The 15,944-nt window shown below is 40.7% G+C and carries 12 protein-coding genes; 3 read left to right on the forward strand and 9 right to left on the reverse strand.

What is annotated here, in order from left to right; all coding sequences use genetic code 11:
• The first annotated feature begins 24 nt into the window (after positions 1–24).
• Positions 25–2,253 (forward strand): O-linked N-acetylglucosamine transferase, SPINDLY family protein, encoded by a 2,229-nt coding sequence (locus HEQ19_01700; protein WYL98427.1) that lies wholly within the window; start codon positions 25–27, stop codon positions 2,251–2,253.
• Positions 2,254–2,349: 96 nt separating this feature from the next.
• On the opposite strand, the gene HEQ19_01705 is transcribed toward HEQ19_01700, so the two are convergent.
• The 3 genes from HEQ19_01705 to HEQ19_01715 all read right to left on the reverse strand — a co-directional run bounded on the left by HEQ19_01705 (position 2,350) and on the right by HEQ19_01715 (position 6,867).
• The gene (locus tag HEQ19_01705; GenBank protein ID WYL98428.1) at positions 2,350–4,017 is read right to left on the reverse strand and encodes a tetratricopeptide repeat protein; all 1,668 of its coding nucleotides are present in this window, start codon (positions 4,015–4,017) and stop codon (positions 2,350–2,352) included.
• Positions 4,014–6,356, reverse strand: a complete 2,343-nt coding sequence (locus HEQ19_01710; GenBank protein WYM03200.2) for a methyltransferase domain-containing protein — start codon at positions 6,354–6,356, stop codon at positions 4,014–4,016. Before HEQ19_01710 ends, HEQ19_01705 begins: the two co-directional genes overlap by 4 nt.
• Before the next feature lie 109 nt (positions 6,357–6,465).
• Positions 6,466–6,867, reverse strand: a complete 402-nt coding sequence (locus tag HEQ19_01715) for a tetratricopeptide repeat protein (GenBank protein WYL98429.1) — start codon at positions 6,865–6,867, stop codon at positions 6,466–6,468.
• 50 nt (positions 6,868–6,917) lie between these two features.
• Between HEQ19_01715 and HEQ19_01720 the strand changes: the two genes are divergently transcribed.
• A complete protein-coding gene (locus tag HEQ19_01720) occupies positions 6,918–7,097 on the forward strand; it encodes a hypothetical protein (GenBank protein WYL98084.1) in 180 nt (59 codons plus the stop codon).
• Positions 7,098–7,836: 739 nt separating this feature from the next.
• The gene (locus HEQ19_01725; protein ID WYL98430.1) at positions 7,837–8,055 is read left to right on the forward strand and encodes a DUF4327 family protein; all 219 of its coding nucleotides are present in this window, start codon (positions 7,837–7,839) and stop codon (positions 8,053–8,055) included.
• Between the two features lie 267 nt (positions 8,056–8,322).
• On the opposite strand, the gene HEQ19_01730 is transcribed toward HEQ19_01725, so the two are convergent.
• From HEQ19_01730 to HEQ19_01755, 6 genes are all read right to left on the reverse strand, one after another.
• Positions 8,323–9,603, reverse strand: a complete 1,281-nt coding sequence (locus tag HEQ19_01730; protein WYL98431.1) for an FHA domain-containing serine/threonine-protein kinase — start codon at positions 9,601–9,603, stop codon at positions 8,323–8,325.
• A 158-nt stretch (positions 9,604–9,761) separates the two neighbouring features.
• On the reverse strand, positions 9,762–10,010 hold the full coding sequence (locus HEQ19_01735) for a hypothetical protein (GenBank protein WYL98432.1): 249 nt from the start codon (positions 10,008–10,010) through the stop codon (positions 9,762–9,764).
• 34 nt (positions 10,011–10,044) lie between these two features.
• Complete coding sequence (locus HEQ19_01740) at positions 10,045–10,266, reverse strand: hypothetical protein (protein WYL98433.1); 222 nt, start codon at positions 10,264–10,266, stop codon at positions 10,045–10,047.
• Entirely contained in the window at positions 10,267–12,285 is a 2,019-nt protein-coding gene (locus HEQ19_01745; protein WYL98434.1) for a serine/threonine phosphatase, read from the reverse strand.
• Positions 12,286–12,951: 666 nt separating this feature from the next.
• Positions 12,952–14,016 (reverse strand): homoserine O-acetyltransferase, encoded by a 1,065-nt coding sequence (gene metX, locus HEQ19_01750; protein ID WYL98435.1) that lies wholly within the window; start codon positions 14,014–14,016, stop codon positions 12,952–12,954.
• A 45-nt stretch (positions 14,017–14,061) separates the two neighbouring features.
• The gene (locus HEQ19_01755) at positions 14,062–15,378 is read right to left on the reverse strand and encodes an O-acetylhomoserine aminocarboxypropyltransferase/cysteine synthase (protein WYL98436.1); all 1,317 of its coding nucleotides are present in this window, start codon (positions 15,376–15,378) and stop codon (positions 14,062–14,064) included.
• Positions 15,379–15,944: the final 566 nt, after the last annotated feature.

Genomic DNA, 15,944 nt, shown 5'->3' on the forward strand with positions numbered 1-15,944 from the left:
CGTTTATTTACTTGGTGAGATCCTATGAATCAATCTGTTTTAAATGCTGCTCCAGTTCAATTACAGCAACAAGCTTATAATTTGCTAATCGAAGAGGACTACTTTCAGGCTGCTAACCTCTACGAGCAAGCAATTAACGCCGAGCCTGATGTTAAATTACATTATTGGTATCTGGGATTAATGTTATTTTTGCAAGGGAAAGAGGTAGAAGCTCAGACGACTTGGTTCATGGCCATGATGGAAGGAGAACCAGAAGAAGTTGAGGCTTGGAATGAGGAATTAGTTGAAGTTTTGCAAACAGAAGCCGAACGCCGAGAAAAACAGGAACAATATGTAATTGCTGAAAAAATCCGCCAAAATATAAAACAAATTTCTCCTGAAAATATTCACAACTTATTGCATCTGTTACAGATGTCTATCAAGCTAGAAATTTACACAGGTGAAGAATTACAGGAAATGGGGATAATTAAAATCCTCCAATCTGAACCGATAGTAGAAGTAAACTTAGATCTGTTGATGGAAGTTTTCAAAATTCTTTTAGAGTATGCACCTGCACACCCATCAACTTTGAATTTTTTGGAAGCTTGTTTACCACATTTCCAAAACAATCCCCAATATTTGTTGATTGTATTACTGCCAGCAGCTTTAGAAATAGGTTATTCTAAAAAGTTAACCAAAGTTGCAGTACAGCTTTGTGAAATTTATTTAAAGTTAAGTCCTAATAATACAGAAGTTATTGGTCATCTGGCTAGCTTTTATCAAAACACTGAACAATATGAAAAAGGTATAGAAACTGCCAAAATATTCTTTTCATTAGTAGAAGGTTTAGCAGATAAAGTTTTTGCTAATCGTCAAGTTTTGAGGGGATTAATGAGTGCTGGTGGACATTGGGAAGAATCTTATCATATGCATCAAAGACAAGAATCATTAGTTAAATTGCTGATAGAAGAGAATTATAAAGAATTTGATTCTACTAGAATATCAAGATTATTTAATGCTAACTTTTTTACCCCATATATTGAAGATAATCCTGAAAAAAATAGAATCATTCAAAATCAATTATTACAGTTTTGTCAAACAAATATAGAAAATAACAGTAGAGAAACAGTAGAGCGATATTATCAAGGACACATAGAAAGAAAAAATAAAAATAGAATTGATAAGAAATTAAAGATAGGATATTTATCACATTGCCTTAGAAGTCATTCGGTAGGTTGGTTAGCACGATGGTTATTTGAGTACTGTGATCAAGAAAAGTTTGAAATAAATGCTTATTTTATTAGTACTAATCCAATTTTCGATCCACTGCATGAATGGTATCTTAGCCATGTAGACAAATCCTTTAAGTCAAATTCAACCTGGGAAATTGCCGAAGAAATTTATCAGGATGAAATCGATATTTTAATTGATTTAGATAGCATTACTCTAGACATTACTTGTGGTATTATAGCTCTAAAACCTGCACCAATTCAAGTTACTTGGTTAGGTTGGGATGCTTCAGGTAGTCCAGCAGTAGATTATTTTATTGCAGACCCCTACGTTTTACCAGAATCAGCCCAGGAATATTACAGTGAAAAAATTTGGCGTTTACCTCAAACCTATATAGCTGTGGATGGTTTTGAGGTGAGTGTACCTACAGTAACTCGTGAACAGTTAGATATTCCTCATGATGCAATAGTGTTTTTCTCGGCTCAAAGAGGTTTTAAGCGACATCCAGAGGTCACTAGACTACAATTAAGGGTTATTAAACAAGTTCCCAATAGCTATTTATTGATTAAAGGACTATCTGACGAAGAATCCATTAAATCATTCTTTGAGCAAATAGCAGAAGAGGAAGGAGTTGATTACTCAAATCTACGATTTCTCCCAATTGTTGCTTCAGAAAGCGTTCATAGAGCTAATTTAGGAATTGCTGATATAGTATTAGATACCTATCCCTATAATGGCGCTACAACAACTTTAGAAACCTTGTGGATGGGTATTCCTATGGTGACGCGAGTAGGTGAGCAATTTGCAGCCCGTAACAGCTACACTATGATGATGAATGCGGGTATCACAGAAGGGATTGCTTGGACTGATGAAGAATATGTAGAGTGGGGTGTGCGCTTAGGAAACGATGAGGCTTTGCGACAACAAATCGCTTGGAAATTGAGACAGTCAAGGAAAACTTCACCCCTGTGGAATGGTAAGCAATTTACACGTGAAATGGAAAATGCTTACACACAAATGTGGGAGAAGTATCTTAAAGGTTAACACCTCAACATATCTTGTAGGGTGCGTCAGGTCAACAATCTGTTGAGAATCAGCAATTTCTCAAATCTGACGCACCCTAGTAAGTTCTAGTAATTACTACGAGATGAATTCAACAATTTGTTTATAGAACGCTTCTAAACCAGCCACACAAGTTTTATCATCAAATAGTCGGTCATGACCTTGGCTAATTCGTTCTGAAATCTCGCGTCGCCAAGCTGGGTTTAGCCCTAATTTGACAGCAATTTCAATATATTCTGCTTCATTTTTAGCAATAGTATCTGTCACTCCCAACATTTTTAGGAAACTGTCAGAGTGACGACCCCGCATAAATTCACCAGGACAAGTAACGATGGGTAAATTACAAGCGATCGCTTCTAATGTAGTATTACCTCCAGACCAAGTGAATGTGTCTAGATAAACATCAGAAAGTAAATTAATCATTAAATAGTCTAGTCGTTCTGGAATAGTGAGAAATACACAGTAATCCTCACTATTAAGACCTACAGCAACAAAAGCTCTTTGTAGTCGCTCTTGAAGTAAAGTACCACGCAAAAAGACAAATTTAGCTTGGGGAAGACGACAAGCTATTTCTGCAAAAATAAAATCGTATTGTGGTAAATATTTAAACGGCGCTTGACAGCATAAGTAGATTATTGCATCATCTGGTAGTTGAAAAGATGCCCGATTTTTAACAATTGGGGGAATATGTGGTTTAGGATAGGAAACACCAATATTCGGTAAGCGAATTAATTTTTCTGAATAATGCTCTTGAGCATTTTCTGCTTCCATTAATTCGCTAGATAAAAAGTAATCAATTGTAGTCAAACCAGTCGTTACCGGATGTCCCCAAGCTACACATTGCACAGGCGCAAGCCGCAACCCAGCCATGAGCAGAGTTTGGGGATTCATGCCAACTTCTGGATATACTAAAATATGTAATTTATCGGCAATTATTTGTTCAGAAACTGCTGATAAATTGTCAGGAATATGGTAGAATATATCACTGTATTCTTGGAATTTTTCAGTTACTGCATCTGGTTCATTACCTGTGTAATAACAGTAGATTTCAAAATTGTGGCGATCGCAATATTTTAACCAACCAGTTAACCACAGTGTACCACTATAAGAATGCAGATAATCGGAAGCATAGCCAATACGAATTTTTTCATTAGCTTGGAGTTTTGGCATAGATAAAGGTACAATCCATTGAGGAAAGTTAGCTGCCATAATTTCATGTACTAACTTTCCATATTGGCGTTGTAAATCTATATCATTTTCTGCTTGATAAGATAGGTAAAAGTTTGTCAGCCTACTGATACCAGCTAAAGTATTGTGTTTTTCTTCAATAGTTTGCAGAGAGGTTTGTGCAATTAAATCTTGCAATCCTTGAGTATAACGTTGACGATAAAATCCTATTTCTTCTTGATTCTGATAAATAGTTGGTACTGTTAAATATTTGAGAACTTTAAAAGTATAGTCATGGGGTAAACATTGACAAGCAATTTCTGCACAATCAATTGCTTGTTGAGTAAGTCCATTGCGTCGCAAGTCTATAATCAGTGTAAAATGCAATTTACCATTTTGCGGGTAAATTTGGATTCCTTGCTGTAGAGTCCGAAAATAGTCATCTAGCAAGTTTAAGTTTCTATAGCATTGACTTAAATTCCAGTAAATATCTGCATCTGTTAACTGCAATTCTAACAGCCTTTGATATGAAGCGATCGCTTCTTGCCATCTTCCCTGATTATATAATTTTTGACTCAAGCAAAAAAAAACTCTTCCTCAGTTACCTGACTCAAGCTTTGTAATTCATATGTCAACAAAGTTTCTGCTTTAGCTTGTATTACTGCGTCTTTATCTTCATATTCTAAGGCAATTCTGAACTTAATACGAGTAAGTAAGGCTTTCCACTGAATATCAGCCAGATTTTCTACTAGGGAAATTTCTAATCCTTCAGTCACATCTAAATCTTCCTGCATCAACAGATTCATTGTCACAGATGATAACAATAATTCGGCATCCTCTACAGCAATATTACTAATATTAATTAGCAACGTAGTTTTTGCACTATCAGGATGAATGGCTACTGTTTTAATTACCTGCGCTAACTCTAAACTTATTGACTCTTCTGATTGTGACCAGTCAGGAAAAATAATTAAATTAATCTCTTTGAGATTTAACGACATAAGAGTAGCATCAATTAAAACAGAACTGACAATATCTGCCATTTTTGACCAAGAAAATTTTTGTGCTTGTGCTAGACCAGCAGTAATTAATGATTTACGGATACTAGGTTTTTGCACCTCACATAAAGCATTCGCCAGGGATTCAACATCATCATCATTTACATATATTGCTGCTTCTCCAGCAACTTCTGGAATTGAAGCATTAGGACAAGTAATTACAGGACAACCACAAGCCATTGCTTCTATTATAGGCATTCCGAATCCTTCGTATTTAGAAGGATAAACCAGCGCTGTAGCACCAGAGTATGCTGTGGCTAACTCTTCATCACTGAGTTGTAAAGTATGAATAACACTACCTAATGTATATGCTCTAAATTCAGATACTAATGCACCACCAACTCCCGTGCAAACTATATCGAATCCATAGCTGTTAGCAAGTTGTGAAAAAGCCTGAAAGAACAAAATACCATTTTTATAACCACTACCTGTACCAACTAGGAGAAAATAAGGTTTAGTAATACCGTATTTCGTTTTAAAACCATTAATTTTTGAAGATGCTGCTGGTAATAGTGGATTTTTAACTCCACAGTACGCTACAGTTACAGATTCTTTAGGGATATGCGTAAAATATTTTGTCAAATCACGCGCAGTATTTTCTGAAATCGCTATGTAAGTAAATGCTTGTTTGATAGCCTGATGTTTTGCTTGCCACATGGGATTATTCATATCCCAATTCATGGCTTCTGGTATCATGTCATAAGCCATGAATACAGAAGGAGTTGTAATTGATGTAGTATAGTAGGAAGAGATGAATACATCAGCCTCTTCTTCATCACATACTTGCTGTAGCATTTCTCGATCTGCATCAGTATTATTATAGTTATAAATTGGAATAGTCCTATATTTAATATCCGGAATTTTTGGACAAGTTCCCTCACGGTCAAGTACAACAATATGTTTAGCAAATCCGCTTTTTACCCATTCTTCTAGTAAGGACTTCCAGAGACGTGCAATACCAGTTTGGTAGAGTTGAAAGAATACAGCATCTACTAAAATTACCGGATTTTTGCTAATATATTTAGTATGATTATCGGGAATTTGTATAAATTGATTATGATTTATATTCATAGCTGAAATAACTGCTTTTGAGTAATCCTGTTGAAGTAGGGACTGCTTGTTAAATGCTTGTATTTGACTATGACATAGATTATTGAATAACTCTATTGGTAAAGTTTTTTCTGTCAGTAGATGCAAAGATGCTCCATCAGAATAAAAGTTTAAATCATACTTATCAGCAATTTTTGATAAAGTCTTAATGGTATATATAGAAATATGCTGACCATCATGCGGTGAATAGTACCACCACTGACCAGGTTTAGGATTATTTGGTGGTAAAATTTCTGTACTAAATAGAATATTTTGGGAAATCTTTAAAATATTTTCAATTTCTTCTATGGGATTGACAAAATGCTCAAAGACCTCAAAAGCGGTTACTAATTCATAATAATCATTTCTGGCTTCATCAAATTCAAACCCCTTAGCAAATAAGTTGGTGCAGAATTTATCATTCCAATAAAAATCAAAGCCAAAATCTCTCATCATTCTGACAAATAGACCGTAGCCACCGCCATAATCTAAAAATTTTGCCTCATGATCAAATATATTCAATATGATATGAGCCGCTTTTCGTGATAAATTATTGTTGCGGAACACCAAACCAATATCCGTGCTAGCTATAGCATCAGAATAAGCTTCGTCTAACCAATAAGGATCTTCTGTCTGCACAAACCCACAATTAGAACATTGAAAATAATCAACTTCATACTTATTCAGTAAAATACCTTTACCAAAATTATGTGATTCTGCTTCACACACTTTACATCTAATGGGTAAATCATCAATCATATCTTTTTTCATTATTGGTTATACTCGTTATCATCGTAGATGTAGGACAGGAGCTTCTTTTCTGGGGAATTATCAATTAGGTTATGCTGATTTTTCTCCTTTAACGACTTAATTAGAAAACCTATTTCAAGTTATTTTCTGTGTTTTTTCGTTTGTTAATATCCTTTAGGACAACTTGATAATCTTGTCGGTCAGGATGCTGCTTCGCCAACTTTTCCAACAGTTCCACAGAACCCTTAGTATCCTTCAACTCTAAGCGCACTAAAGACAACTTCTCTAATGCAACTTGGTTATTCGGTTCTCGCTGTAAAACCAACTCGTAACCTTTAGCCTGTTGCTGTAACGAAGACTCAGGAGATACAGAAGCTGGCTGTTGAGGTTGCATGGCATGTTGTATTAAAGGAATCACGGCAAATACCGTAGAACCAACAAAGGACACAACCGACACCATCGCTAACAGCTTTTTTTTCCGCTCAATTTTTTTATTGCGGGAAACTAAGTAGTCTTCCCCTGAAATGCCCATCTTTAAAATTATGCTGTGGTAAATACTTAGGCTACAGCAAGCCTCCCGTTATGAGGATACCCACTACTTCACAGAAACTATCATCTTGGCTGCAAATTTTTCACACAGCCAGAAAATCTGTTTGGAAAATAGGGATTGGGGACTGGGGATTGGGGATTGGGGACTGGGGATTGGGGCGTGTTTTCCAAGTCGCCCACACCCTTAAGGATGGTATAATTGAAAAATCATAGGACTTACGCATGAGTAACTCGCGCATCAAGGGTTTGGGTTGGGTATGGGGCATAAAGACCGAAAAATTAACCTATGCCCTATGCCCCATGCCCTATGCCCAATCTCCACAAATAGCCTATATCAATGACAAATTATACCTTATCGGTATTTTAAAATATCTTTAAAGTTGCGTTTAACAATAGCATCCGGGTAAAGCGATCGCCTGCTCTTACCGCACCTCAGCACCTCTGATAGCAGGAAAATTACCTACCTCAGTGCTGATTTTCTGGTGATATTATGAAAGTTCTATGAAGATTGGCGATATTACTGTATAATCGTAGATGTTTGCGATATTGTGTTTGATAACGTCTAAATATAGACAGTAAGTATTCTTGCATTGTTTGCAGAAACGTTCAAAATAGCCCGTATTATACGGGTTTTTCAACAAGCACGAGCTTTCTAGTTCCTCAAACAAGCAATATTTTACAGGTCGTCAGTGGTGATTTAAATGCAATTGTCACGACTACTAATTTCGGGTTCGGCATCAACAATGGCTTTTAGGGAAGTTGGGATTTTATGGTGGTAATTACCGTACAAAACCGAATTTCCCCGCCACGTAGTAGAGTTAGTTATGGTATAGTTAGAAAGTTAAGACTAGCTTTGCCAAAATACAACGCTCTACGCATCGGTGACAATTGCAAAACGGAAAGCAGTTTTGATTAAGCATTTACCATACAAAATCTGAATTGAATCGAGGTTATGACTCAGCAAGTGATTCACCCAATGGTGAAATTGCAACGTAATGTGCAATCACTCCTAGCATCGAATATTATCAAGCCAACTGATAGCATTTGGAAAATCGCTTTGCTCTATGGCAATGAGTGGCAGCACTGGAAACAAGAGCTGCTGGATTTTGGATTTACCATGCAAGACCCAATTAGTGAATTGCTAGCTGTAGAAGCTTGGGATGAAGAGTAGGGATTTCGTATTGGCGATTGGGGACTTGTACTGAGCTTGTCGTTGGCGTAGCCTCTCGTAGAGAAGTATTGGGGATTAGGGATTGGAAAAACTCTTCCCCACTCCCCAACCCAATACTGCGTAGGATTTGCAGGGGAGGCAGGGGAAGCAGGGGAGGCAAAACTCTTCCCCTGCCTCCATTTCTCCCCCTGCTCCCCCTGCTTGCCTCAACCAAGAAATTCCAAAACCTACGCAGTATTGGTCCCCAACCCCCTACCCCCATACCCTTTATTGGCAAGTAGCTAAGGCCGCAGCTAGTTCCTGCGCGGTTTTATAGCGATCGCGTGGCAATGATTCTGTAACACGATCTATAACTTCTCTCAGTTGGCTAGTAATGGTGGGTACATGGGCGACATCAAATCTAAAATTTTGCCCTCGTTGGCGGTAAAACTTGAAAGGGTTTTCCGCAGTGAGCAAGAAAATTAGCGTCGGTCCAATGGCATATAAATCAGATTGAGTCAGAGGTTGTCCCCGTTCTTGTTCAGGAGCGCAGTAACCTTCTGCACCAATGCGAGTGCCTAGGGGAGTACCAATTTCCTTCACAGCGCCAAAATCAAGTACCACTATGCGATTATTTGAGTTTCGCGCCATCAGGTTCGCCGGTTTAATATCACGGTGAATCAGTGGTGGTTCTTGACTATGGATATAGTCTAAAATATCGCAGGTTTGGATCATCCAGGCGATCGCTTGGTTTGGCGTTACTGGCCCTGTAGTATAAATACGTTTTTCTAAATCCTGTCCGTGGACTAATTCCATTGCTAGGTATTTTTTGCCGCCTTCGACAAAAAAGTCGTAATATTTGGGAATTCCAGGATGGTTCAGTGATTTGAGTGTATAAGCCTCCCGCTCAAATAATTCTTGGGCTTTGGCAATTTTCGCCATATCAGCATTCATCTGCTTTAACACCAGCAGGTGTGGCTGTCCTCCAATACCAGCAGATCCATCCCAAGCCAGATAGGTAGTACCCATACCACCCTGTCCCAGAGTACGCAACACATGATATTGCCGAATCTTCTGTTGTACTGAACGGGGTTGACCACAATGAATACAAAACAGATTATTAGGAGAATTACCTTCATGAGTGCAAGTATAGGATGAAATTACCGGATTTTGTCCTATAAAGCTTGGTGCAACACTTTTTACCGTTGGTTCGAGAATTTCCGGCGACTGCAATGAAGAATCCGGCGCTTTGACTTTCTCAAGTTGGAACTGCAGTATTGGTCCGCCTTGTGCTAGTTGCAACAGGGAATTATCTGGTAGTTGAGAGCGAGTCACAAGGATACCATTGAGGAAAGTACCATTGGTACCTTGACTAATGACCTGCCAAGAACCCCCATTATTACTAGAACTGACTGGTCTAAGTTCTAGATGATGGCGCGAAACCAAACTATCAGTTAACACAACATGATTATCCGCCGCTCTACCAATCCGAATCACGGAAGAGTTCTCAAAACGCCACTGGTTGAGCGGCGTTTTGAGGTGCGGTTCTAACAGGGTCAGAGTAACCACAATACAACCTAAAAAATAAAAAGAGTTATGAGTTGAAACTTAGGAGTTATACCGTTTCACTTTAAGTATGATACAAATACGTTGGTAGGGGCACGGCATTGCCGTGCCCTTACGGGAAATCTATATGTATCAGAGTTTTGGTGAAATGGTATTAGGAGTTACTCCCGAACCGGTCTAAGATTAGCCCCCAATCCCCAATCCCCAATCCCCAATAGTAAGGAGTAAGGAGTAAGGAGTAATGAGTAATGAGTAATGAGTAATGAGTAAATTAATCCCATCCCCATCCACAATCCCTGGTAACAGAGCGGAGCCGAAGTGCAATCCCCAATCCCCAATAGTAAGGAGTAAGGAGTAAGGAGTAATGAGTAATGAGTAATGAGTAAATTAATCCCATCCCCAATCCCCAATCCCTGGTCACTGAGCGGAGCCGAAGTGCAATCCCTAATCCCCAATAGTAAGGAGTAAGGAGTAATGAGTAATGAGTAATGAGTAATGAGTAATGAGTAATGAGTAAATTAATCCCATCCCCAATCCCCAATCCCTGGTAACAGAGCGGAGCCGAAGTGCAATCCCCAATCCCCAATCCCTGGTAACAGAGCGGAGCCGTTCGCGTAGCGTCTCGCAGAGAAGTGCAATCCCCAATCCCCAATCCCCAATCCCCATTTATATGGGACTGCCTAAATTTGGACGTACTTTTGCTCGAATTAGTATAGCTGTAATATTGTCATGGCCATTGTATTGGTTCGCTAAATCAATTAAGTCTGTGATACCCCCTTCTAGATTTGTCCCAGAACTCAGTAGCGGAAATATGTGACTTTCCCAATTGATTTCTAGTAAATCATTATCTGATAGACCATCCGAGGCTAGGATGAAGAGGCTATCTTCATTAATCTCGAAAAACTCAACATCGGGATTGATTGAGTATTGGTCGCGTGGTCCCAAGGCTTGGGTGAGTTGGTAGGCATCGGCACGGGCATAAGCGATGTTCGCTTCTACACCGCGAGCAATTTCTCGTTGACCGACTTCGTGATCTACTGTGACTTGTTTAAGTCCTTGCTTGCGCGTCAAACGGTAAAGGCGACTATCTCCTACATGGGCAACGACCGCTTGAGTGTTATAAATTAACAACATTACCAGGGTAGTACCCATGCGCCCGACGCCAGAACGAGCTTCTTGTTGATTGAGATCGTAAATCGCCTGATTAGCTAAATACACAGCCTTACGGATGCTGTCTTCTGTTGGTAATTGGTTACAAGTCCAGTTTTCGTGAAAGTATTGCCGCAAGGTGTTAACTGCTAACTGACTAGCTATTTCACCGCCTGCGTGTCCGCCCATACCATCGCACAGAACATACAAACCACGGGCTTGCAAGACTCGGTTTTTCGGCAATTCTAGCTTGTTAAATGTTGTTTCAATGCCAAAATAGTCTTCATTGTGATCACGCTGACGCCCTACATCAGTGCGTCCAGCATCTTCCAAGCTGCTTAACTGCATTGGTAGCACCACTGTTGGCAGATCTTCGTTTTTGGCGGTGAAATCTTCCGGGTCATCTAATTGCAAGATAGTAGGCGTACTTATAGATTTTGTTTCCTGTTGGGGAACAGTAGTGGTTAGCGGTGTTGCTAATTCAGTGGAGATTGCCTTCAACCGCGATCGCAGCTCTGCGATCGTTTCAATTTTACCTAGTTCTAAATCTCCCAACAATTGCACTACAGAACCAAATTGAGTGCGTTGGGATTGTCTAAATAAAGCCTGCCAAATCCGTCCCAAAGCCTTGATGGTTAATGACTCAGATCCTTGGGTTTCTCCACCCCCCGGTAAAGAAACAGCAGACTGACTATTTAATGGTTCCACATATAGCTGCCGCAGCGCCAGGGTTTGGTCTTCATCCAATCGTAGATTCGACAAATCCAAGAGACTTTGACGACAATTAACTGGTTCCAGTACCTCCCATAGTTGAGTCATCTGGTAAAACCAGTGTAAAATTTGTGATGAACTCGTGCTATCTTCTTGCCACAGTTCCAGCAAATACTGCCAATCCGAGCGGTCTTGAATCAGTACCACCTCCATATTACCCTGCTGCCAGGCATCGTGAATTGGCGGTATTTCTAGCTGACCCTGGTCAGCTAGGGCAATATAAGGTTGAGCGAGTTGAGGAATTTCACTCGCGCCCACTGACGGAGTTATTAGCCCCTGTTGCTGATGGGTTAACAATGTCTGGAGGGGTGAAATTTGATATGGTTGGCAATCCAAAACTCTAACACACACCTCCGTATTGTCCGTGATTTCCTCTAACACTGGTAGTGTATCTAACAACTGATAGCGCTGTTGAGAATCTAAATAGGAGCCGACTGAGAATTGTGATGGGGTGATGGGGTTACGAGGAGCAGGAGGTAAAGGTGTCTCCTTGTCCTCTTCTCCCCCACTTCCCAGCGATGCACTGAGCTTGCCGAAGTGTCCCGACTCCTCAGTCACCAGTTCCCAGTCTCCAGTTCCCCCTTGGGCAATAATTGCCCACCAAACTGTTCCAGAGTTGGCGTCACAGTTATGACAACGTTCTTGATTCACAGGTACATAGGTACTGCATTTAGAACAGACCTTGTGGGTCAGGGACGTGCCACACTTTTGACAAAATTTGTTGGTATTGGGGTTTTCAAATTTACACTGAGGGCAAATCAGCATGGTGGAAGTTCCTTTATTCCCTTTCCAAGGTGCTTCTAGCCACTAATTTTATCCAAAGTCCCACAATTGGCAGCCCCTGCCTACAGTAGACCAACAAGAGATTGTGGTTTCACAAATGAATTTTGGTGGCAGTATTAATTGTGACGCATATTCGTTAAATATTTCGTTATCGGGAAGGCAATTCCTCACAAATGGGAGAGCATTCGTGATAGGTTAAGGTGATGAACAATTTGTCAATGAGTAATAATGCTGAAAATACGGTTTGAAAACACTATTTTCGCTCCAGTGATGCCTACGGCGGCTTAATCTACCCTTCATCTTTAGACCGATCATTTATTCAAGCGCTAAAATCTCAGTACAAAGGCAAATTGAATACTTCACATTTTGGCTATGTTTCAGGATGATTACGAATTGACAAAAGTAATTTAGTCTTAACCTATCACAGATGATGGGAGAGTGGATACTGTTGGCGAATGTAATACATATTTGTATTTTTAAGTATTACGATGCAGATCCGCAATCTGTGGTTGCAGCTTTGAGTTGTAATACTTTCGCCAACAGTATCAGCAGTGGGGGTAACTAACTCAGGACTTAACAACTTCCCAGAAAAAAGAACTCGACGGTTGGCAGAAGATATGGGAAAATTAAGATATACCAGTTGCGATACTATGCAGCACTACCAGAAATAATTAACCGAAACGAAATCACTAAATCATTTAATACTTCCATATCAATTAAAAATGCATCATGACCGTCGTTTGACTTGAGCCATCTCAGTTGAGCATGAGATATGAAATTTGCCAATTCCTGCTGTTCCAATGGCGGATAAAGAATGTCAGAATCAATACCGACAACTAGAGTTGGTTGGTGGATACGTTGCAAAGCTGATTGATAATCTTGGCGAGCGCGTGCCACATCATGGCGATCCATTGCTGCCGTCAGAGTAATATAAGTGTTAGCATCAAAGCGTTCTACCAGTTTTTGACCTTGATGCTGCAAATAACTAGCTATAGCAAACTGCTCAGATGCATCATACTGTCGTCCAAAGCGGGTTGTAAAACTTTGCCAAGAACGGTAAGTACTCATCGCCATCATCCGCGCCACAGCTAGTCCTTGGGTTGGCGGCGCATCAATTGTATAGTTACCCCCGCGCCAATTGGGATCGGCATAAATTGCTTGTCTTTGGGCTTCACTCAATCCAATACACCAAGCAGAATGTCTTCCAGTTGCAGCAATCGGTGCGATCGCTCTGACTGTTTCTGGATATAATAACCCCCATTCCAGTACTTGCATTCCACCGAGTGACCCGCCAATAACTAACCGCATAGATTGAACACCCAAGTATTCTATCAGTGCAGCCTGCAGGTGAACCATATCCCTAATTGTAATCTCAGGAAACGATACACCATAAGCCCTTTGCGTTGTTGGATTAATCGAAGTAGGGCCAGTGGTACCGTAACAACTTCCCAAAATATTGCTACAGACTATAAAATCTTGATCGGGGTCAAGCGCCTTCCCTGAACCTAACAAAGGTGCCCACCAGTCATCAGCGTCAGCCGAACCAGTCAGAGCATGACAAATTAGTACCCCATTATCGCCTGCAGCGTTTAACTTTCCCCAGGTACGATAAGCAACCTGTACCCCAATTAACGTTTCGCCCCCTTCCAGTTTAAATGGCTCCCAAAGCTGGTAAAACTGAGTTTGCGGTGAGATGAAATTTGAGTAGAGCATAGGTGGGATGGGGAGGCGTTTTGCCGGCGCCCCCATTGTATGTGGTTATTTCCTGAAAATGCCTGTAACTTGCTCAAATGCTTGGGCGAAATCCTCTTTAATATCGTCGATATGTTCAATTCCTACTGATACCCGCACTAAATCGGGTGTGACACCAGCGGAAAGTTGTTCGCTATCACTTAGCTGTTGGTGGGTTGTGGAAGCGGGATGGATGACGAGGGTTTTTGCATCGCCAACATTTGCTAAATGACTCGCCAATTTTAGATGATTAATAAAGGCTCTCCCTGCTGCCAATCCACCTTTGATGCCAAAGTTTAGCACTCCGCCAAATCCATTTCGTAGATATTTTTTGGCTCGTTCATGATATGGGTGATTGGGTAGCCCTGGATAATTAACCCATAATACCTGTTCTTGCTGTTCTAACCATTGAGCCAATTCTAGGGCATTGCTGACATGACGGTCTACACGTAGGGAAAGTGTCTCTAATCCTTGCAGTAAGAGAAAGGCGTTAAATGGACTCAATGAAGCACCAAAATCCCGTAATCCTTCTACTCTGGCGCGAATAATAAAGGCAATGTTACCAAAGGGTCCATTTGATCCAAATACTTCTTGGAAATTCAGTCCATGATAGCCTGGTGATGGTTCGGTAAATAGGGGAAATTTACCGTTGCCCCAGTCAAATTTACCAGAATCGACGATCACGCCACCAATGGAGGTACCATGACCACCAATCCATTTGGTCGCAGATTCTACCACAATATCTGCACCATGTTCAATTGGTCGAGCTAGATAACCGCCAGCGCCGAAGGTATTATCTACTATTAAGGGAATGCCGTTTTCATGGGCAATTTGAGCTAGAGCGGCAAAGTCTGGGATGTTGAATTGGGGATTGCCGATGGTTTCAACGTACAGGGCTTTGGTGCGATCGTCGATCGCCTGTCGAAAATTTTCCGGTTCATCACCTTCGACAAACTTGACATTAATACCTAACCGTGGTAGTGATACTTTAAACTGGTTATAGGTTCCGCCATATAAAAAACTGGTGGAAACAATATTATCTCCAGCTTGGGCGATCGTACTCAATGCTAAAAACTGCGCCGCCTGTCCGCTAGCAGTTGCTAATGCTGCTACACCCCCTTCTAAAGCAGCAATCCGCTTTTCAAAGACATCCGTCGTTGGATTCATGATGCGAGTGTAAATGTTGCCAAACTCCTGCAGCGCAAACAATCTCGCCCCGTGGTCGGCATCGTTGAAAACGTAGGAAGTTGTTTGGTAAATTGGTACAGCACGGGCGTTAGTTCCAGGAGCCGGTTCCTGTCCAGCGTGAACTTGCAGGGTTTCAAAACGATATTTTTCAGACATAAGCAGTTATTTGGGTTTGCAGTTATTCCCAAAAGTAAGAATATTGAGCCAAGGATAAATCTACTGTAATATGATAGGCTTACCGTATTTTAATGTACAACATGTTTGGAGATCGGGCGACAGGCGCCGGGCATTGGTTAATTTTTTGGTCCCTATGCCCCATATCCAACCCAAACCCTTGATTTTTCGTTACCGAAAAACTGGGTCTAAAGCCCCGTCCTTCTAGGACGGCTTTTCTTTAACTTCCGAATCAACTCTGTGAGTACATCATTCTGAGTACGGCTTGTCTGGGTGCAATACTCCACAAGCATATCGTATTCTTCCGGGAGCAACGCGATTTTGTGAGCAGGGGGAGCAGGGGGAGCAGGGGAGGCAGGGGGAGACAAAGAAATAAGTGTATTTGTGGTTACTGAGGTAGTAAAAAAGACTAAAAACTCTATTTACTCCCCCTGCTTCCCCTGCCTCCCCTGCCTCCCCTGCTCACTTCACGATGATCTCACTTTTTCGCGTTGCTCCCTATTCTTCCTCTGAGCATCTAATTGTTAATTTCTTCATGCCGTCATATT

This window comes from Gloeotrichia echinulata CP02 (genome assembly GCA_038087035.1).
In the GTDB taxonomy this organism is placed as follows: Bacteria; Cyanobacteriota; Cyanobacteriia; order Cyanobacteriales; family Nostocaceae; genus Gloeotrichia; species Gloeotrichia echinulata.